Origin of the sequence: Myroides sp. C1519, from assembly GCF_038039755.1 — a bacterium.
In the GTDB taxonomy this organism is placed as follows: Bacteria; Bacteroidota; Bacteroidia; order Flavobacteriales; family Flavobacteriaceae; genus Flavobacterium; species Flavobacterium phaeum_A.
On sequence record NZ_JBBPHM010000010.1, the window covers coordinates 35,948 to 56,953 of the forward strand.

The following is a 21,006-nucleotide window of genomic DNA, read 5'->3' on the forward strand; positions in this document are numbered from 1 at the left end:
ACCCAAAAGTAGTAACTGTTTTTATAATTCTAACCTAAAATGCACGAGTATACGATTAAGTCCGCAGAATCTGTATGGAATAATTGTCTTGAGTTCATAAAAGACAATATCCAAGAACAAGCTTATAAGACTTGGTTCATGCCTATTCAGGCAATTGAGCTTACAGAGAATGCTTTATATATTCAAGTGCCAAGTAAGTTTTTTTACGAGTGGTTGGAAGAACACTATGTAAAAATTCTTAAAGTAGCCTTAACCAGACAACTTGGCCCTGAAGCTAAATTGCTGTATAAAATTCAGATGGAAAATACATCTGGAAAAAAACAACCTTATACAGAACAATTACCGAGTGCTCAAAGAAGCCCTGTTAAACCACAAGAATTAGACGTACCTGTACAAAATAAGAATCCAGAATTAAAAAACCCTTTTGTAATTCCTGGAATTCGCAATGTTAAGATTGAGTCACAATTAAATTCAAATTATTCATTTGATAACTTCTTAGAAGGTGATTCAAACCGTTTAGCACGTTCAGCAGGTTTAGCTGTAGCTAACAAACCTGGAGGTACATCATTCAACCCATTATTAATATTCGGAGGAGTAGGTTTAGGAAAAACTCACTTAGCTCACGCTATTGGAGTTGAGATTAAAGACTTATACCCTGAAAAGACTGTTTTATACATCTCTGCTGAAGTATTTACACAACAATATGTTGACTCTGTACGTAAGCAAACAAGAAATGATTTTATTTATTTCTATCAGTTAATTGATGTATTAATTGTCGATGATATTCAATTCTTATCTGGTAAATCAGGTACGCAAGATGTATTTTTCCATATCTTTAACCATTTACACCAAAATGGTAAACAAGTTATCTTGACTTCGGACAAGGCACCTGTTGATATGCAAGACATCGAACAACGTTTATTATCTCGTTTTAAATGGGGATTATCTGCTGAAATTCAGCACCCAGATTTTGAAACGCGTGTTAGAATCGTTGAAAGCCTTTTATACCGCGATGGTGTTGAAATGCCGAAAGACATTATTCAATACGTTGCTAAAAATGTAAATTCTAACATCCGTGAATTAGAAGGTGCTATTATTTCATTAATTGCACAGTCTTCATTTAACAAACGTGAAGTTACAATTGACCTTGCAAGAAGCGTAGTTGAGAAATTCGTTAAGAATGTTAAGAGAGAAATCTCTATCGATTATATTCAAAAAGTGGTATCTGACTATTTCCAAATGGACACAGAAACACTTCGTTCTAAAACAAGAAAGAGAAACATTGTACAAGCAAGACAACTTGCTATGTTCTTTGCTAAAAAATACACAAAGTCTTCTTTAGCAAGTATTGGTTCTCAAATTGGAGATCGTGATCACGCAACTGTATTACACGCTTGTAAAACGATTGACAATCTTCTTGAAACAGACAAAGAATTTAAAAAATATCACGACGATATTAATCTTAAATTTAGTATGTAATGAAAGCTAAAGTTTTGATGGTTTGCTTAGGTAATATTTGCCGTTCTCCATTAGCAGAGGGTATCCTACAATCAAAACTTTCGAAAGAAAGTTTTTTTGTTGACTCAGCAGGAACGGGTGCGTGGCATATCGGACAACAACCTGATCCAAGATCTATAGAAGTTGCTTCGCATTATGACATTGATTTAACTACCCAAAAAGCTCGTCAATTTAGCATAAACGATTTTACTGAGTTTGACAGAATCTACGTTATGGACCAATCTAATTATGACAACGTCATTAAATTAGCCCCTAATGAAGAAGCTAAACAAAAGGTAAAACTCATATTAAATGAACTACACCCTGGTTCAAATAAAGAAGTACCTGATCCGTACTTTGGAGGTCCAGGAGGTTTTTACCACGTCTATAAAATGTTAGACGATGCTTGTAACGTAATAGCCAAAGATTTACAATCTTAGATATATTTAGTAAAAGGAAGAAAGTCATTTTCTTCCTTTTCTTTTTTGTACTATTCTTTATCTTTACCTTTGTACAACTATTTATAGAATACACTATTCATGACAAATCAATCACCAACAGGTACTTTATACCTTATACCAATTACATTAGGAGAAACAACTAATCCTCTTGATGTGTTACCACAAACAGTAAAACGCGCTATTGAAATGCTTGATATTTTCATCGTAGAAAATGAAAAGACAGCAAGGCGTTTTATCAAAAGTATTTGTCCTGAAAAGAAACAATCAGAACTTATTTTATTCCCGTTAAACAAGCACACGACAACAAGTGAATACAAAGATTACATCAAGCCGTTATTAGAAGGTAAAAGCGTTGGTGTAATGAGTGAAGCAGGATGTCCTGGAGTAGCAGACCCTGGTGCTGTAATCGTTGATTTAGCACATAAGCGCAATATCAAAGTAACACCACTTGTAGGTCCATCTTCTATCCTATTGTCAGTAATGGCTTCCGGTATGAATGGTCAGAGTTTTGCTTTCAACGGATACTTGCCAATTGACAAAGCAGAAAAGAAGAATGCGCTAAAAGGCTTGGAAAGATTATCACAAGAAAAGAACCAATCTCAATTGTTTATTGAAACGCCATATAGAAATAACCAATTACTACAAGATATGGCACAAATCTTAAACCCAAACACCTTAGTTTGCGTGGCTTGTGACATTACATTAGAAACAGAGTTTATCTCGACTAAACCTGCTTCTCAATGGAAGAATACAAAAGTAGATTTACACAAAAGACCGTGTATTTTCATTATACATAAAAACTAAAAAAGAGCAGCTTATAAAAGCTGCTCTTTTTGTATATATTCCGTGTGGTTTACAACCAAACACCTATTCTTTCTTTTCCTTAGGCAATATAAAGCCCATTCCCATACTGCGTAACATTTTCTTTACGAAATTCCAGAAAAACACGCGTTGTCCAAACAATGTACCAATACACAGCAATAAAACCTTGTAAACAGGTAATATCAAAACAATGTATAGAATCCAATAAAGAAACGGATACATCCCATCTCTTTCTATTCCAATATATGATAAAATAGGCTTAGATATGTAGGCTGATGTTGAACCAGTAATTGCGAAAACAATAAAGATAACTGTCAATTGAAAATTGGATGTTACCCCCCAGCGTTGCTTAAGTTTTTCCATTATTTAATTTAATTCTAAACAAAGGTAATTCATTTTGTCTAAGTAAAAAACTAAAATATCTTAAATAAAAAAGTCACTCCTTGCGGAATGACTTCTTATGCTATAATTCTAATTTTGAGAGTGCTTCTAATACATACTCATGCATTACTTCGCGATAATCTAAATGGGTTACCATTCGAAGCCATCCACCTCCCATATCACTAATAGATATGTTTTTTTGTTTCAACTTGTCTACAAACAACTTGCTTAGAACCGGTTCTTTTAGCTTAAAAACAACGATATTCGTTTGCACAGGCAAAACCTCACCTATCCAAAGTTTCTTGTTTAAAATCATCTCTATTTGCTTCGCTCTGAAATGATCTCTTTGCAATCTACCTACATTGTTCTTTAAAGCGAATAAAGCTGCTGCTGCTAAATATCCCGTTTGACGCATTCCACCTCCCATTAACTTACGGATGCGCAATGCTTTTTGAATATCTGCTTTTGATCCTAACAACACAGAACCAATCGGTGCTCCTAATCCTTTTGAAAAACAAACAGAAATAGTATCGAATAAAGCTCCAAACTGACTTGGGTGTTGTGATTTTGCTACTAAAGCATTCCACAATCTTGCCCCATCTAAGTGTAACTTCAATCCTTTATCATCACACACCTCGCGGATGCGTTCTAACTCTTGCATTTCATAACAAGCACCACCTCCAAGATTAGTTGTATTCTCTAAACTTACTAATGTTGTTTTTGGCAAGTGAATATTATTAGGTTCATTGTAGTGTTGTAACACTTGGTCTGCCGTAATTCTACCGCGAACACCATCTACTAAAGCACAAGTAACCCCACTATGTACAGCAACTCCTCCTCCTTCAAAAAGATTTATATGAGAAGTTTTGTCACAGATTAACTGGTCTCCAGGCTGTGTATGTAACTTAATTGCAACTTGATTTGCCATTGTACCTGAGGGAAAAAACAGCGCTGCTTCCATACCAAACAACTCTGCTACAGCTACTTCCAACTCATTAGTACTACCGTCTTGTTTATAAACATCATCACCTACCCTTGCTTTCATCATGTAGTTTAACATCTCAGGCGTAGGCTTAGTGATTGTATCACTTACTAAATTAATTTCCATAAATTGATAGGAATAAGTATTTTTGTGGTATAAAAGTATTAAAAATTATGGTAACCACAGAACAACAGAAGGATATTATTGATCGCCTTGGTGCGTTAAGGAGGTATCTTTGACGTCGATAAGAAATTAATTGAGATCACAAACGAGGAAGAAAAGACCTTTGCTCCTGATTTTTGGAACAACCCTAAAGAGGCCGAAGTAATCGTTAAAGCACTGAAATCCAAAAAGAAATGGGTTGAAGGGTATGAAAATGCTAAAGCAAATTTAGAGGAATTACAGATACTTCTTGAGTTTTATGCTGAAGGAGAATCTACCGAAGAAGAAGTTGTAGCACAATACAATAAAACTCGAGAAATCGTTGAGGAACTTGAGTTTAAAAATATGCTTTCTGACGAAGGTGACAGTATGAGCGCTGTATTGCAAATCACTGCTGGAGCTGGAGGAACTGAAAGTTGTGATTGGGCTGCTATGTTGATGCGTATGTACATCATGTGGGGAGAAAAGAATGGCGTAAAAGTAAAAGAGTTAAACTACCAAGAAGGGGAGGTTGCTGGAGTTAAAACAGTAACTTTAGAGTTTGACGGAGAGTTTGCTTTTGGTTATTTAAAAGGAGAAAATGGTGTTCACCGTTTAGTTCGTATCTCGCCTTTTGACAGTAATGCCAAACGACATACATCTTTCGTCTCTGTTTATGTTTATCCTCTTGCGGATGACACAATCGAGATTGAAATTAGTCCAGCTGACATTTCTTGGGAAACAATGCGTTCAAGTGGTGCTGGAGGTCAGAATGTAAACAAAGTTGAAACAGCTGTTCGTTTACGCCACCACCCTACTGGAATTATAATTGAAAACTCTGAAACGAGATCACAGTTAGATAACAAGACCAAAGCCATGCAGCTTTTAAAATCGCAACTTTACGAAATTGAGTTGAAGAAAAAACAAGCAATGCGCGATGAGATTGAAGCGAATAAGAAAAAGATTGAATGGGGTTCACAGATTAGAAACTACGTGATGCATCCATACAAACTTGTAAAAGATGTCCGTACGCAATATGAATCAACAGATGTTGACTCTGTGATGAACGGAGAGATTGACGAATTCTTAAAAGCTTATCTAATGATGATGGGACAACGAGAAGAAGAATAAGCAAGTACAAATAAAAAACGGAGTAGTCTTTGAAAGACTACTCCGTTTTTTTATATCTAATATATCCTACCTACTATAAAAATAGCGATATAATATAGTAAACTACCATTGCAATAATTGCAGAAACAGGAATGGTTAATACCCAAGCCCATAACAAGTTAATCGTTACTCCCCAACGAACTGCTGAGATACGTTTTGTAACCCCAACCCCGATGATAGAACCTGCAATCGTATGTGTTGTAGAAACAGGAATACCTAAGTGCTCTGTAACATATAAGGCAACTGCCCCTGCTGTTTCAGCTGCTACCCCTTCTAAAGGCGTAACCTTAGTAATCTTAGATCCCATTGTTTTTACAATCTTCCATCCTCCTGATAAAGTACCAAGACCAATGAATACGAATGAAGCTAAAGGAACCCACCACCAGTGTTCTACGAACAATTTGAATGTATCAACACCACTAACCATATAAGCAGGGTCCATATCTACATTAATGTGGTAAAAGATAACCGCAGCACCAATAATACCCATTACTTTCTGTGCGTCATTCCCCCCGTGTCCTAATGAGAACAAAGCAGAAGAAACTAACTGAAGACGTTTAAACCACACCTCACATTTATGAGGCGCTTGTTTTCTACATATCCACAGAATAGCAACTGTGATAAAATAAGCTAAGAACATCCCTAAGAAAGGTGCTCCAAAAATAAACAAGAAAATAGGCACTACTTTAGAATAAACGATAACATCTATTCCGTCAACGCTTAATCCACCAGCGTGAGCTACAGCCGCACCGATAAATCCACCTATTAACGTATGTGAAGACGAAGAAGGGATACCCAACTTCCACGTCATTAAATTCCAAATAATTGCTGCTACCAATCCGGCAAAGATTACTTCTAATGTAATGAAGTTCTCATTAATGGATTTAGCAATTGTATTACCAATTTTAAACTCCCCTATTATATAAAGAGAAATAAAATAAGCAACGAAGTTAAATGCAGCTGCCCAAATTACAGCTTGAACAGGCGTTAAAACACGCGTTGTTACAATAGTTGCAATAGAATTGGCTGCATCGTGAAATCCGTTTATGTAATCAAAACCTAATGCTAATACGATAATCGTAATCAGCATAATACCGCTTTGATTAGTTAGCATTTCATAGAAAAATTCCATAAGTAATGGTTATAGTTAATTAAGAATATTTTACCGTGATAGTCTCTAACACGTTAGCAACGTCTCTACAGCTATCTGTAGCAGTCTCTAACGCAGACATAACTTCTTTATACTTAATAATTTCTATTGCATTACTTTCATTTTCAAAGATATCAGCTACTGCTTTGTCAAATACCTTATCAGCTTTACGCTCTAAACGTGAAATATTCTTACAAACCTCAGCCAATGCAGGTAAGTTCTTCATATCTTTTAATTCTAAAAGACCACGAGAAACCTCACTACAAGCCTCTAAGTTAGCTTCTGTAAGCTTTCTTAATGGTTTTGTAATTTTATCAATTTGGTACAATCTCATACGAGATGCAGCATCTGATAAATGATCGGCTACAGCGTCAACTGCTGTAATTAGGTTGTGAATATCCTCTCTATCAAAAGGAGTAATAAAATTTTTACCTAATTCAATTCTCGTCGTTTGAGCAATTGCTTCGATGTCTTGTTTGATAACCTCTACATCTTTTAATAATTTCTCTCTTTCTTTTGCAGGAGCATTTACTGCCTCGTGCAATGTTTGTGAAAGTGACTTAATCTTAATAGATGCCTTTTCGAATAAAGGATAAAATACTTTATCCTTTGGCACCAAAAACTGAAAAATACTATTTAGCGACATTATATATAATGATAAAAAACGGAGACAAAAGTACATTATTTATACTATTCTATGTGTATCCATCACGTTATTTTTTTGTCAAGACCAAAAATCATACCTAATGTTTTATATGAACTATAATTTTGTATTTTAGCGAAACTGAAAGAAAAGCGTAGAAATAACCGATCAAACTATGGATATAAACTTCAATAAAAACGAAGACCACAACAAGCTTTTATTGTCTGATTTGAAACGCAAATTAGTCAAAGTAAAAAAAGGTGGTGGTGACAAAAGAATTGCCAAACTACACGAACAAGGAAAGTTAACCGCAAGAGAGCGCATTGATTATCTTTTAGATGACAAAGCGTCGAGTATTGAAATCGGAGCTTTCGTTGGTGAGGATATGTACCAAGAACACGGTGGATGTCCGTCTGGTGGTGTAGTTGTAAAAATTGGATATATTAAAGGTAAACAATGTATCGTTGTTGCCAATGACGCAACTGTAAAAGCAGGGGCTTGGTTTCCAATTACAGGTAAGAAAAACTTAAGAGCACAAGAAATTGCCATCGAAAATAAACTTCCGATCATCTATTTAGTAGATAGTGCAGGGGTTTATTTACCACTACAAGATGAAATTTTCCCAGATAAAGAACACTTCGGACGCATATTTAGAAACAACGCTATTATGAGCAGTATGGGTATTACTCAAATTGCCGCTGTAATGGGTAGTTGTGTTGCCGGTGGTGCTTACCTTCCTATTATGAGTGACGAGGCCTTAATCGTTGATAAAACAGGAAGTATCTTTTTAGCAGGTAGCTATTTGGTGAAAGCTGCAATCGGAGAAAATATTGACAACGAAACATTAGGTGGGGCTACTACGCACTGCGAAATATCTGGTGTTACAGATTATAAAGCAGCTGATGATAAAGACGCTCTGGATAAAATCAAAAACATCGTTGATAAAATTGGCGATTTTGACAAAGCAGGATATAGCAGAATCAAACCTAAGAAACCGGCTTTAGATCCTAAAGATATCTATGGTATCTTGCCTAAAGCACGTACGGAACAGTACGATATGCTTGAAATCATCAAACGATTAGTTGACGATTCTGAGTTTGAACAATACAAAGAAGGTTACGGACAAACAATCATTACTGGATATGCTCGCATTGACGGTTGGGCTGTAGGTATTGTGGCTAACCAACGTAAAGTAGTGAAAACGACAAAAGGAGAAATGCAGTTTGGTGGAGTGATTTATTCTGACTCAGCAGACAAGGCTACTCGCTTTATCGCGAACTGTAACCAAAAGAAAATTCCGCTTGTATTCTTACAAGACGTTACTGGATTTATGGTAGGTTCTAAATCTGAACACGGTGGAATTATTAAAGACGGAGCTAAAATGGTAAATGCCGTTGCTAACTCTGTAGTTCCTAAGTTTACAGTAGTTGTAGGAAACTCATACGGAGCTGGAAACTACGCTATGTGTGGTAAAGCTTATGACCCACGCTTAATCTTTGCTTGGCCAAGTGCTGAATTAGCTGTAATGGGTGGTTCGCAAGCTGCCAAAGTATTATTGCAAATTGAAGCTTCTTCATTAAAAGCAAAAGGCGAAGAATTAACTCCGGAAAAAGAACAAGAATTATTTGACAAAATTAAAGCGAAATACGACAATCAAGTTTCTCCGTATTATGCGGCAGCGAGATTGTGGACAGACGCTATAATTGATCCACTGGATACAAGAACGTGGATCTCAATGGGTATTGAAGCAGCTAATCACGCTCCAATAGAAAAGCCCTTTAATCTTGGAGTAATCCAAGTATGATGAATAAACCGGAAAAATGGGATACTGCAAAGTATCCTATTTTTTTTATCCCTACACCATCCATATTTAGAAATACTCATCACGTATCACCTTTCAATCATCACACTTCACTCATCACCTTTCACGTATCACCTTTCACGCATCACCTTTCACTCATCACCTTTCACACATCACCTTTCACGTATCACCTTTCACGCATCACCTTTCACCTTTCACACTTCACACTTCACGCATCACCTTTCACGTATCACCTTTCACGCATCACCTTTCACGTATCACCTTTCACTCATCATTCATCACACTTCACGCATCACCTTTCACGTTTCACGCATCACACATTATTCAAAACAAAAAGCACCTGTTAGAGTGTAACAAGTGCTTTCTTATAATTAAAAGTAATAAACCAACTACTTAGTTTATATAAAGTATATACAATAAAGAGGTAATTGATATAAACACCCATAACCCTACTCCTTCTAACAAAGGTTTCATTCCCACTGATTTTACTGTGCGATAAGACAGAGAAGTACCAATTAAAAACAAAGTCAATGTTAATGCCGCTTTAGAAACCTCTACAATATAAGGTCCTATTTGCTGTACAAACGGAATATAAGAGTTAGCTAACATCGCTAAAACGAAGAAACCAATGAAATAAGGCAACTTCACTTTTCCTCCTTTATTTTTGAAAAGTACAGTTGACAAGAAAGCAACCGGAATCACCCATAAAGCACGAGCTAACTTAACCGTAGTAGCTACTTCTAACGCTTCATCTCCATACTTAGCAGCCGCTCCTACAACCGAACTCGTATCGTGAATAGCAATCGCAGACCACAATCCAAAGTCAATCTGACTCATTCCAAGATAATGACCTATCGGTGGGAAAATAAGCAAGGCAATAGAGTTTAAGATAAAAACAATTCCCAAAGCAACAGAAATCTGCTTTTCATCTGCTTTAATCACAGGAGAAACAGCCGCAATAGCACTTCCTCCACAAATAGCAGTACCTGAAGAAATTAAATAAGAAATCTTCTTGTCAATTTTAAAAGCCTTTCCAAGAATAAACCCAAGACCTAACGTTAAGAAAATAGAAAAAACAGTTAGAATAAACCCATCCTTACCTGCTGATAATGCACTGTAGATATTCATTCCAAACCCAAGACCTACAACAGCTACCTTTAATAGGAGTCCCGTTGTCTTTTTAGTTTGTTTAGCATACGGATTTTCAAAAATTTGGGCGTATACAATCCCTAAAATTAAAGCTGTAGCAGAATTTACAAAAGGAAATAAACTTAAAATAGCCAATCCTATTAAAATTACTTTGCTCAGTGATGTATTTGTGTTTAAAGACATTTGTTTCGTTGTTTTACAGCCACAAAGGTCGGCTGTACAGCAACCAAAAGAAAATACATAATAGTTATAGGCTATAACTTCACGTTATGCGTTGTAACAAATCGCGTAAACAATTCCACCAAGGCACTCTCCTGCCCTTGACGCTGTATAACAGAGAAATTACGCGTTATTTCCAATCCCTCTACATCAATAACCGTCAGTTCATTATAACGCAATTCCTTCAATATGGCGTGTATTGATAAAAAAGCAACACTATCCGAATGCATTAAATACATTTTAATACTCTCCGTACTTGAAAAATTCATTTCATTATTCAAATCGTTGATGTTGATTCCCACTTCCTTTAACTGAGCGCCCACTACATCTAATGTACCCGAACCTGTTTCGCGCAATAAAAACGTCAAATCCTTTAATTCATCCGCTTTAATAACTCCCCTTTTCGCCAAAGGATTAGCGCTACCACACACCAAGACAATCTCATCTTTAATAAAATCAATATACTTTATTTGTGGGTTTTTAGAAAAGCCCTCAACAATTCCAACATCAATACTCTTGCTCAACAAAAGATTTTCAATAGCCGTAGTATTATCGGAAAACAAATCAAGGTGTAAGTCGTTTACCTTTTTTCGAAACTCAGCCAGTAAAGGAGGTAACACATATTGAGAAACCGTCGTACTGGCACCAACACACAAACTACCGTCCATTTTAGCATTCAAAGCGTGAATATCAAACTCTAAATTTCTATAAATAGAGAATATTTCTTCCGCATAACCAAACAGCAATTGTCCAGCCTCAGTCAGGCTAATTTTCATCCCATCTCTTAAGAACAATTTTGTCTGATAAGACGACTCAATTTCTTGAATATGTTTCGTTACAGCAGGTTGAGAAATCAATAATTCCTTAGCAGCTTTTGTAAAACTCCCCCTTTTGGCAACTGTGTAAAAAACTTTTAATCTAAAATCAAACATAATTTATATTATTAAGAAAGATAAAAAAGATAAAAAACCACGATTAGTGCAAACAATCCCACGATTAGTATAACATAAACACATTAGGCTTACTCTATCTTTGTATTACAAAAATAAGCTAACAAGTTAATAAACGGCAAATAATATAGCAAATAATAGGTATGAGCTGTCAAAGTTGTTAGACAAAGGTGGAAGGATTAAAAATACAAAGAGCTTAGTCAGGCTAATTGTCGTTCCCATAAAAACATTTTAAAATCTCCACAAATCAAATCCCAATAGAACTCGACAAGAGTTATATTCGATTTAAGTGATTTACAATAAGATTCCGTTGTAAAACTAAAAGTATCACTTAGAAAAAAAGCTGTCTCCGTAAAAAGAGGCAGCTTTAATTCTTTTATCTCGTTTTTAACCATCCTGTGATACTGTATCTCGGATAATTTACCATCTTAACTTCGTGTTCAATATACTTACTATCAAACACAACCAAACGCCCTGGCAAAGGCTGAACAATCTCTTCTCTTTCTGTTCCATCTTCATTTTGAAGATACAAAGCTAACTCCCCACCATTTGCAGGAGTCCAGTCTTGCTCATTCAAATACAACACCACTGAAAGGGTTCTACGTGTATCCGTATGAAAAACATCTAAATGTCTTTTATAAAATGTCCCTTTTGGGTAACAAGCATAATGAAACTCCCCTTCTTGAATTCCCAAATAGCAGGTGCGATTAATATATTCAATAAAGGTATTTACCTTATCAAAATACATCTTCTCTACTTCATCTGGTTTCTTTTCATCAAGCCATAAAATAGAGTCTCCACGGATTTCTTCCACTATTTGCTCTTCTGAAGCTTGCCCAATTGCTGCTTTTTTGAAATTTTCCAAATCTTGTTTCAAAAACAAATTTGCCCTAAGCAGATTGATCTCCTCTTCTGAGAAAAAACAATCAATAACTGAGTATTTACGATTTACTAAATCGTCTATAATTAACTCATAAAATGGATTTACTTCAAAATCACCCATACATTAATAAATAAAAAGTACGCAAATATATATTACAATAGAAAAAAAATAATACCCAAAATAAGATATTTTTTATTAACAAAAAGTTAAAAAACATATCCTATTCCCCCCTAAAAACATCCTAATATCTTTGTGACGTCCCACTATTGTTAGATTTTTTTTACAAAAAATTACCAAGTTTTAAAAAATAGGACTACCTTTGTTTTTAATTAATCTAAATAATGATGTATACACTATTGTTCGGAATAGCAGCATTAAGTTTTTTTATGCTGTACAACAGCTCTAAAAAAGTTAAGTTCAACAAACGTTGTCCGTTTACAGATTGGCTAAGAGAAAACAAAATCTTATCTAAGCGTATTGCTTATTCATTATTAGTTATTACACTATTAACAGAAATCGCTTACGAAGGTATTGGTGTAGGATCCCTTACATTTATATTATATCTGATGTTTATCGGTTCTGCTGTTGTAGCTATCTACCCTACCATTTCAATGAAATACACGCAAGTACTAAGCTTAATTGGTGTTTGTTTATTATTTGAATTTATACTCTTCTAAAATTATGCCAGCAAACAAAAAACATTTAGAAACTTCGCCTTGGCAACGATTTTTAAAGTTTACGGCAGGTTGTATTGGTGGATTCTTTTTAACAGTTACCTTTCACATGTTTTTCATGTATTTTTTAGATGCTAAACCCATATACACTACAATGTTTATAACAGGTTTTGTATTATGGGCAACACTATTTATCCTTGCTTTTATAGCAAAAAGTGGTTATAAAATTTGGGCATTGTATAGTGGTCTCGCTATTCTTTTTTACCTGCCTTATTTAATACAACCTATCAATATCTAAGACAATTACGCCACACCCCATATGAATATAAGAAACTACAATAAGTACTTTCACTTACATACCTTAAGTGGAATTATTATTACTGCAGTACTTTTCGTTTTCTTTTTTGCAGGTTCTTTTGCCTTCTTTAAAAACGAAATAAACAATTGGCAAAACAATACGCCAAAAGGAGCATTTGCTTCAAATACTCTTAACTATAATACTATTGCTGATTCCCTTAATAACCAATATGGTTTATACGGAAGAAACGTCAGCTTTAGACTTGGTGATAAAAGTCGCATAATCGGACTTGTAGTTTCTCCTTCAAAAGACACCCTTAATCCAAAAGCAGCTGAACGTGGGTTCGTAATGTATGATACCCTATCTGATGAAAGTAAAAGCTATGCAGAACAATACTCATTGGGTGAATTTCTATATCGTTTACACTTTTTAGCGCCTGTTAATAGTTTAGCAAACTTCAGTATACCTTTAGGATACTTAATTGCAGGAATCGTTGCTTTTACCTTTCTTATCGCTCTAATAACAGGAGTACTTGTACATTGGCAAAAAATAGTTTCTAATTTTTATGTTTTTAGACCTTGGGAAAAACTAAAAACAGTTTGGACTGATTTACACACAGCTTTAGGTGTATTAACTTCTCCATTCTTATTTATTTTTGCTATTTCTGGCTCTTATTTCTTCTTGACTTCTTACTTTTTTGCAAATGCGATAGCCTCGTTAGGATATGGAGGTGATACCCAAAAACTCCAAGCAGAAGTAGGTGGCAGAAAAGGCCCAAAATTAGAAATGTCTTTCACGAATACTCCCCTAAAACAACACGTTGACATCAATAGCTATGTACAAGAAACTTTACAAAAATGGGAAGATGGGATCATCACCTTTGTTGAAGTTAGTAATTATGGCGACCAAAATATGCAGGTTAAATTACTCGGAAAGGTTTCTGAACATAAACAATTCAACAGTAGAGGTGAAATCATTTATACAGTTGCAACCGGTGAAATAGAAGAAAAAGCTAATCCAAACGATAGCTCTACTTACAGTGAAATAGTTTCAAACTTGATGTATGTGTTACACTTTGGTTCATTTGGAGGATATGCAACTCGCATTATTTACTTTTTAATTGGAATAGCAGGTTGTTTTGTGATTATTTCAGGGGTTTTAATATGGTTAGTAGCCAGAGATAAAAAGAATGTACCTGAGAAAAAGCGCAAGTTCAACTTTTGGTTAACCAATATATACTTGTCGATTTGCTTATCAATGTACCCCGTAACAGCTTTAGCGTTCATTGCAGTTAAGCTAAACCCAACGGGAGGACAAACTTTTATCTATTCGTTTTATTTCTACACTTGGCTTGCCTTGACAATTGTATTAGCAGCAAGAAAAAGCTTGTATAAAACAAATAGAGACTGCTTACTGGTAGGAAGTGCAATCGGTTTATTGATTCCAATTACAAACGGAATTGTAACAGGTACTTGGTTTTGGACAAATTGGAAAAATCAGTATTACGATATTCTTATCATTGATATCTTTTGGATTATCATTCCTTGCATCACTTTATACGCTTGGTATTTGGTGCGCAAAAAACAAAATAAAGAAGTTTAAACAATCAAACTTTCCTATACCATCACTCCTATATTTGAATAGTGATCGATCAATAGTAAAAAGGGTTATTACGTCAAAAACAGTAATAACCCTTTTTATTTTCACCTTTTTTTATTTCCTAAGAGCAGTTCGCAATAATTACTACTTTACTTATAATCTTCAAAAACACTTGCGATAAGCGATTTACACCTAAGTGAATTCCCCTAAACCGAAACAAATCGATAAAGAATTAAAACACTAAATGCATAGTTGGCCCCTATTTCTCAAAAAGCCTCAATTTGGCTGTAAGTCAGTAACCACGCCACTTTCAATGGTTTCCTATGGGAATTAATCGTAAATGAGTCGTAAATAAGTCGTATTTCGTTCGCGAAAAAGGCCTTTAGGTGAGGTATCTACGACTTATCTCCGAGTTATCTACGACTAATGTACATATAAGGTTATGACAATCCCTTTGTTTATAAGGGATTGCGGACAGTTGGGTACAAAAGTGGGACAGAGTTAATAGTGCATTTGATGTCATTTGATAGCAAATGACATCAAAATAACCACGTTGAAAAAAAGTATTTGCAGTTAGTATTAATTTTGCTTTAGAAACTACAAACACAGGAATTATGATTCAATTTTACACAACACACCAAAAAACATTATATGCTCAATCCTCTTATAAACTCCCGATTACTTATACCACAAAAAGCCGTTGTGATTCTATGTTACTCCAGTATATTCAGGGAATATACGTCTTAGCCAACCTCCCTAACCCGAGTTTAAAAAGAATAACACAACAACGCAATACAAGCGCCCCATTCTTGGTTTAAATACAGTTACAGCCTACTTTCAGACAATACAACGTCCTATACTGTCCGTAACTGGTTCTAAACATAGACCACACAAATTCGACACTCCTTCGGAAAAAAGGCCTTTTTCCGAACTTATCCCGAACATATCTCGAAGATGTCCCGAACATGGTCCTATTAAAACTCCCCTTATTCTACTCTTTAATCCCAATTGAAAATCGCCTAAATCAGAGAAAATCGCCCATAAAAAAAGGATATCCTTTTGAGATATCCCTTCCTATTTTATTTAAAAAAACGTTTTTATCTAACGATATAATTGTGGTCGTGTGACAATAAGATAGGCGTTGGCATATCCGATATTTCACAAATTGAATACTCAATATTCGCGCACATTTGATCTAATGCTAAATCGTTTTCCTCTTCACCAAAAGGTTCTGCAATTTCAGCCACAACGGCATCTAACGCAATAAAGGTATACGCTACAAACGTTACGAAAAACGGCATTACCCAAATGATTAAATCAATCAATCCAAAAGGAAGAATAAAGCAGTAGATATACACGGTACGGTGTAGAATAACGAAGTAAACAAACGGAATTTTAGTATGTACAATACGCTCACAAGCCCCAAGTACAATAGACATTTGATCTAAATTCTCATCAATTCTTGTCAAAGTAATTGAATCCATACGCCCTTCTCTATGTTGCTTTGCAATCCAAGCAGTCAACTCATTCAATAAAAAAGTTGGTTTGAATTTTTTAGTCAACAAAGTATCATAAACCTCTTGCGACAAATATTTTTTTAAGATTTCATAATCCTGCTTTTCTCTCAATTGCAAGTTTAGCGCATAGCAAAAAGCAAAAATAAGTTTAATTCCCTCCTCCTTGTCTTTTTTGGTAAACTGTTCGTTTTCTTGAATATAGTTTTGAATTTGGAAAGCTAAGGAACGGGTGTGAATGACTAAGCTCCCCCACTGTTTACGACCTTCCCAAAATCGGTCATAAGCAGCGCTATTACAAAACCCTAAGAATATGGCTAATGAAATACCCACCAAAGCGAATGCTCCAACATTTAAAGGTATAATTACATCAGGAAATAGATAGTGACAGAAATAAACTAACCAAGAAAAAAGAAAGATAGCTAACAAAGTAGGGGCAATTTTTTTCAAAACAGACCCCTTCCAGATAAAAAGCATTTGTAAAATATGCTTCTTGTTACGAACGATCATATTGTTGTTTTTTTTAGTTCATACAAAGGTAGAGTGAAAACACAAAAAAAGCTACTTATTTTGTGGATAAGTAGCCTTTAGATGATGTCCCTCTAAAAACATCAAAACAACAATATTTTTATACCTATACGTTAATTTTAAATGACTAAAAAACGTAAAGTAATACTATATAAATTACTTTATAGTATTCAGTAAATATAATAAATAATTTGCTTTTTAACAATACTTTTTATTCTCATAAATTTATTTTCTGTAAATTATTTCTTAATAAACTAAATATCAACCTTCTACCCTAAATTATTTTCTACTAAAGATTACTATAATCTTTCTTTTTTTATTACATTAATCAATAAAATACGTACTTTCGCAAGTAAATATGATTTAATTTTAAATAAATGGAAAAAATTCACGACAAAGCAGAGAAACCAATCACATTACTTCAATCGCTAATACCTGTAATTATCTTAGTTGCCTTATTAGCTGTTAATGTGTTTGTATTCCGGGATGACGCGCTGTCGGGAACAAATCAGTTCATTTTACTTATAGGAGGAGCAATTGCTACAGGTGTTGGTTTATACAACAGAGTGTCTTATGACAAAATTCTGAACCAAATTACCAATAACGTTAAAGATACTTCTGGTGCTGTATTCATCTTATTATTAGTAGGTGCATTATCAGGAACGTGGCTATTAAGTGGTATTATCCCTAATATGATTTATTTCGGACTAAAAATATTACACCCTGCTATATACCTACCTGCGTGTGTTATCATTACTTCTATCATTTCTATTGCTACAGGTAGTTCTTGGACTACTTCTGCAACAGTAGGTATTGCGTTAGTTGGAATTGGAAACGCTTTAGGTATGCCTTTAGGGGTTATCGGTGGAGCTGTTATCTCAGGAGCTTATTTTGGAGACAAATTATCGCCTCTTTCAGATACAACAAACTTAGCACCAGTAATGGCAGGAACAGATTTGTTTACTCACATTAAATATATGCTGTACACAACAGTACCTACTTATGTTGTAACCTTGTTGTTATTCATAGGTTTGGGAATCGTTTATGGTACTTCTGGAGATGTAGATACAACAGAAACATTGAAAGCAATTTCAGATACTTTCTTAATCACGCCATGGTTATTTGTAGTTCCAGCGTTTGTAATCTTTTTAATTGTAAAAAAGGTACAACCTATTGCTGCCCTATTAATCGGTACTTTATTAGGAGGAGTGTTTGCTTTAATCTTCCAACCGTCAATTGTAATTGCAGTTTCAGGTGGAGACGAATTCAACTTCTACAATGCATATAAAGGAGTAATGCTTGCCTTAACGTCTGACATTAGAATCTTATCACCGCTTGAAAGTCTTAACGGATTATTTGAAGCAGGAGGAATGGCAAGTATGTTGAACACGGTTTGGTTGATCTTATGTGCTATGTTTTTTGGTGGTGCAATGGAAGCAATCGGAGCGTTACAGAAAATATCAATGGCCTTATTAAACATTGCCAACAATGTATTTGGGTTATTTGCAAGTACTGTTGCCAGCTGTTTAGCGATTAACGTGATGACATCTGACCAATACTTGTCAATTGTAGTACCTGGTAAAATGTTTTCAGAGGCATATAAAGCAAAAGGCTTAGCGCCAGAAAACTTAAGTAGAACATTAGAAGATTCAGGAACAGTAACATCAGTTCTTATTCCGTGGAATACTTGTGGAGCATATCACTCTGGGGTATTGGGAATTCCGACTATGACTTACCTACCATACGCATTCTTTAATTATTTGAGCCCTTTCGTAACGCTACTATACGCTGCGTTAAATTTCAAAATTAGAAAACTCGCAAAAAAATAAATTAGTATTATTATAACAAAGCCAATTTTTTAAATTGGCTTTTTCTTTATATCTTTCAGATGTCTTTTAAGGCTTGGGATAAAAATTTATTAGACAAGGGTAAAAAAAGTAAGCCATAGGTTTTCTTTATATGATTATAAAAAACAATAATCAAAAATAATTGATTACCTCTACTACTCGCCCTACATTTGTATCAGAAATCAAAACAAGAAATATTAACTTTAAAAATAAATATTATGTCTTTAGTAGGTAAAAAATTTCCAAACATTACAGTTGACGCAATGTCAGAAATGGGTGACGATTTAAAAATCAACATTTTTGAAGAAGCTACAAAAAATAACAAAAAAGTATTATTATTCTGGTATCCAAAAGATTTTACTTTTGTTTGTCCTACAGAATTACACGCTTTCCAAGCTGCTTTACCTGAGTTCGAAAAAAGAAACACAATGGTAATCGGTGCTTCTTGTGATACTAACGAAGTACACTTTGCTTGGTTAAACACTGCAAAAGATAACGGAGGAATCGAAGGAGTAACTTACCCAATCGTTTCTGACGCTCAAAGAAACTTATCTTCAGTTTTAGGTATCTTAGATATTGAGAACGAAGTTTATAACGAAGAATTAGATTCAGTTCAAATCGAAGGATCTAACGTAACTTACAGAGCTACTTACTTAGTAGACGAGTCAGGAAAAATCTTCCACGAATCAGTTAACGATATGCCATTAGGAAGAAACGTACAAGAGTACATCAGATTAATCGATGCTTACACTCACGTACAAACTCATGGTGAAGTATGTCCAGCTAACTGGGAAGAAGGTAAACAAGCAATGAACGCTGACAGAAAAGGTGTTGCTGAATACTTAAGTAAAAACTAAGGATAACCTCCTTTTAGTTATTAACGAAAAAAAATAAAAAAATGCTTTTAGAACTAGATAAAGATAATTTACAAGAGATTGTAAATTCAAATGAAAAAGTAGTTGTTCAATATGCAGCTTCTTGGTGTGGTAACTGTAGAATCATGAAACCAAAATTCAAAAAATTGGCTAATGAGAAAGAAGGAATGACTTTCGTTATTGCGGATGCTGAGAACTTCCCTGAGTCAAGACAATTGGCTGATGTAAGTAACTTACCAACTTTCGCTACATTTGTTAACGGAAAATTAGTGAACCAAACTCAGACTAACAAGGCTGAAGTATTGAACGAATTAGTTAACGAAATTGCTTAATTTCATAAAACCATAACCTATGAAATTACCTGTTATCAAGCATTTAACTCAATTTATTGAGGAGAATGACCAAGATTATGTAATCGAAACTATTGAGGTATTAGAAAACCTTACTGAAGTTCCTTCTTTGAAAGATGAAGAGCTTGACGTAATTGGTGAAATTATCTCTAATATGTACGGAGCACTTGAAGTTCAAAAATTAATGAAAGACGGTGCTACGCAAAAAGAAGCTTTAAATAGCTTTATGAAAAGAGTTTTAGGATCAATTGATAAATAAAACATTTCAATATATTTTAAAAAGAGACTACGTTTTGTAGTCTCTTTTTTTTTGCCATAACCTAAACTTATACAAATATTCAATTTTTGTGCACTTTGCTAAGATATCTAACAATACAAACATCTATTAATTATCAAATTTTATATATTTTTGTATGACTATAAATAAAAACAATATGGCAACAGTTACACTAAAAAATACTCCTGTTCAAACAGTTGGTGAATTACCAGCAGTGAACACAATTGCTCCTAATTTTGAATTAGTTGGAGCTGGATTAGCAGACAAAAAACTTGCTGATTACGCAGGAAAGAAAGTAATCTTAAACATCTTTCCAAGTGTTGATACAGCTACTTGTGCTACATCTGTTAGACATTTTAACCAAGATGCTGCTAAATTAGAAAACACAGTTGTATTGTGTATCTCAAGAGATTTACCTTTTGCACAAGGACGTTTCTGTGGTGCAGAAGGAATTGAAAATGTAGAAATGTTGTCTGACTTTAGAGACGGACAATTTGGAAAAGATTACGGTGTATTGTTCGCAGATGGTCCATTAAAAGGATTATTATCGAGATCAATCGTTGTTATCAATGAAGAAGGAAAAGTAATCTATACTGAACAAGTTGCTGAAACAGCAGATGAACCTAATTACGACAAAGCATTAACAGCTTTAAAATAAGCCGTTATACTCCTACACTGTTATTAATGTTTATATTGCTAAACGAATTAGTTTACTAAACATTAATAACAGTTTTATATTGTCAAAGAATTACTTTAGTAAAAACAATACGCCAT

Annotated in this window: 21 protein-coding genes; 13 read left to right on the plus strand and 8 right to left on the minus strand. The window is 34.6% G+C overall.

Translation table 11 applies throughout. From position 1 onward, the window contains the following. Positions 1-39: 39 nt before the first annotated feature. The 3 genes from dnaA (at position 40) to AABL81_RS07335 (ending at position 2,762) form a co-directional block, all read left to right on the plus strand. Positions 40-1,479, plus strand: a complete 1,440-nt coding sequence (gene dnaA / locus AABL81_RS07325; protein WP_158209112.1) for a chromosomal replication initiator protein DnaA — start codon at positions 40-42, stop codon at positions 1,477-1,479. Beyond that, the gene (locus tag AABL81_RS07330; RefSeq protein ID WP_341340702.1) at positions 1,479-1,937 is read left to right on the plus strand and encodes a low molecular weight protein-tyrosine-phosphatase; all 459 of its coding nucleotides are present in this window, start codon (positions 1,479-1,481) and stop codon (positions 1,935-1,937) included. The genes dnaA and AABL81_RS07330 overlap by 1 nt, the downstream gene beginning before the upstream one ends. Positions 1,938-2,036: 99 nt before the next feature. Then, on the plus strand, positions 2,037-2,762 hold the full coding sequence (locus AABL81_RS07335) for an SAM-dependent methyltransferase (RefSeq protein WP_158209114.1): 726 nt from the start codon (positions 2,037-2,039) through the stop codon (positions 2,760-2,762). A 63-nt stretch (positions 2,763-2,825) separates the two neighbouring features. Here the strand turns inward: AABL81_RS07335 and AABL81_RS07340 are convergent, their stop codons facing one another. Both AABL81_RS07340 and AABL81_RS07345 read right to left on the minus strand, forming a co-directional pair. Beyond that, positions 2,826-3,143: a DUF6787 family protein gene (locus AABL81_RS07340; protein WP_158209115.1), complete on the minus strand. Its 318-nt coding sequence runs from the start codon at positions 3,141-3,143 to the stop codon at positions 2,826-2,828. Positions 3,144-3,243: 100 nt separating this feature from the next. Then, the gene (locus AABL81_RS07345; RefSeq protein ID WP_158209116.1) at positions 3,244-4,269 is read right to left on the minus strand and encodes a threonine aldolase family protein; all 1,026 of its coding nucleotides are present in this window, start codon (positions 4,267-4,269) and stop codon (positions 3,244-3,246) included. 47 nt (positions 4,270-4,316) lie between these two features. Between AABL81_RS07345 and prfB the strand changes: the two genes are divergently transcribed. Further along, positions 4,317-5,415 (plus strand): peptide chain release factor 2 gene (prfB, locus tag AABL81_RS07350; RefSeq protein WP_143021889.1). Its coding sequence is split into 2 segments (ribosomal slippage): positions 4,317-4,379 and positions 4,381-5,415, totalling 1,098 coding nucleotides; the frame shifts between segments, so codons are not numbered across the junction. 73 nt (positions 5,416-5,488) lie between these two features. Here the strand turns inward: prfB and AABL81_RS07355 are convergent. Next, complete coding sequence (locus AABL81_RS07355) at positions 5,489-6,586, minus strand: inorganic phosphate transporter (protein ID WP_090409638.1); 1,098 nt, start codon at positions 6,584-6,586, stop codon at positions 5,489-5,491. 19 nt (positions 6,587-6,605) lie between these two features. Continuing rightward, positions 6,606-7,250 carry a DUF47 domain-containing protein gene (locus tag AABL81_RS07360; RefSeq protein WP_090409640.1) on the minus strand — a complete coding sequence of 215 codons (645 nt, stop codon included), beginning with the start codon at positions 7,248-7,250 and terminating at the stop codon, positions 6,606-6,608. 172 nt (positions 7,251-7,422) lie between these two features. Here AABL81_RS07360 and AABL81_RS07365 point away from each other — a divergent pair, with 172 nt between their 5' ends. Continuing rightward, a complete protein-coding gene (locus AABL81_RS07365) occupies positions 7,423-9,051 on the plus strand; it encodes an acyl-CoA carboxylase subunit beta (RefSeq protein ID WP_158209117.1) in 1,629 nt (542 codons plus the stop codon). Between the two features lie 411 nt (positions 9,052-9,462). On the opposite strand, the gene AABL81_RS07370 is transcribed toward AABL81_RS07365, so the two are convergent. From AABL81_RS07370 to AABL81_RS07380, 3 genes are all read right to left on the minus strand, one after another. After that, positions 9,463-10,401: a YeiH family protein gene (locus tag AABL81_RS07370; protein WP_158209118.1), complete on the minus strand. Its 939-nt coding sequence runs from the start codon at positions 10,399-10,401 to the stop codon at positions 9,463-9,465. A 71-nt stretch (positions 10,402-10,472) separates the two neighbouring features. Continuing rightward, the gene (locus AABL81_RS07375) at positions 10,473-11,369 is read right to left on the minus strand and encodes a LysR family transcriptional regulator (RefSeq protein ID WP_158209119.1); all 897 of its coding nucleotides are present in this window, start codon (positions 11,367-11,369) and stop codon (positions 10,473-10,475) included. A gap of 394 nt (positions 11,370-11,763) precedes the next feature. Further along, positions 11,764-12,390, minus strand: a complete 627-nt coding sequence (locus tag AABL81_RS07380) for a 2OG-Fe(II) oxygenase (RefSeq protein WP_158209120.1) — start codon at positions 12,388-12,390, stop codon at positions 11,764-11,766. 221 nt (positions 12,391-12,611) lie between these two features. Between AABL81_RS07380 and AABL81_RS07385 the strand changes: the two genes are divergently transcribed. From AABL81_RS07385 to AABL81_RS07395, 3 genes are read left to right on the plus strand one after another with little or no spacing between them, the layout of a single operon-like run. Continuing rightward, positions 12,612-12,947, plus strand: a complete 336-nt coding sequence (locus tag AABL81_RS07385) for a hypothetical protein (protein ID WP_233269286.1) — start codon at positions 12,612-12,614, stop codon at positions 12,945-12,947. Positions 12,948-12,951: 4 nt separating this feature from the next. Further along, positions 12,952-13,242 (plus strand): hypothetical protein, encoded by a 291-nt coding sequence (locus tag AABL81_RS07390; protein ID WP_158209121.1) that lies wholly within the window; start codon positions 12,952-12,954, stop codon positions 13,240-13,242. Positions 13,243-13,263: 21 nt separating this feature from the next. Then, positions 13,264-14,844, plus strand: coding sequence for a PepSY-associated TM helix domain-containing protein (locus tag AABL81_RS07395; protein WP_341340703.1), 1,581 nt, complete (start codon positions 13,264-13,266; stop codon positions 14,842-14,844). A 1,094-nt stretch (positions 14,845-15,938) separates the two neighbouring features. Here the strand turns inward: AABL81_RS07395 and AABL81_RS07400 are convergent. Next, positions 15,939-16,865, minus strand: coding sequence for a bestrophin family protein (locus tag AABL81_RS07400; protein WP_158209123.1), 927 nt, complete (start codon positions 16,863-16,865; stop codon positions 15,939-15,941). Between the two features lie 395 nt (positions 16,866-17,260). Between AABL81_RS07400 and nhaC the strand changes: the two genes are divergently transcribed. From nhaC to tpx, 5 genes are all read left to right on the plus strand, one after another. Continuing rightward, on the plus strand, positions 17,261-18,712 hold the full coding sequence (gene nhaC / locus AABL81_RS07405) for a Na+/H+ antiporter NhaC (RefSeq protein WP_341340704.1): 1,452 nt from the start codon (positions 17,261-17,263) through the stop codon (positions 18,710-18,712). A gap of 236 nt (positions 18,713-18,948) precedes the next feature. Beyond that, positions 18,949-19,587: a peroxiredoxin gene (locus AABL81_RS07410; protein ID WP_090410495.1), complete on the plus strand. Its 639-nt coding sequence runs from the start codon at positions 18,949-18,951 to the stop codon at positions 19,585-19,587. Between the two features lie 41 nt (positions 19,588-19,628). Then, complete coding sequence (locus AABL81_RS07415) at positions 19,629-19,937, plus strand: thioredoxin family protein (RefSeq protein WP_090410494.1); 309 nt, start codon at positions 19,629-19,631, stop codon at positions 19,935-19,937. A gap of 19 nt (positions 19,938-19,956) precedes the next feature. Further along, positions 19,957-20,214 (plus strand): DUF6952 family protein, encoded by a 258-nt coding sequence (locus AABL81_RS07420; protein ID WP_090410493.1) that lies wholly within the window; start codon positions 19,957-19,959, stop codon positions 20,212-20,214. A 175-nt stretch (positions 20,215-20,389) separates the two neighbouring features. Then, positions 20,390-20,890: a thiol peroxidase gene (gene tpx / locus AABL81_RS07425; RefSeq protein WP_158209125.1), complete on the plus strand. Its 501-nt coding sequence runs from the start codon at positions 20,390-20,392 to the stop codon at positions 20,888-20,890. The last annotated feature ends 116 nt before the right edge of the window (positions 20,891-21,006 follow it).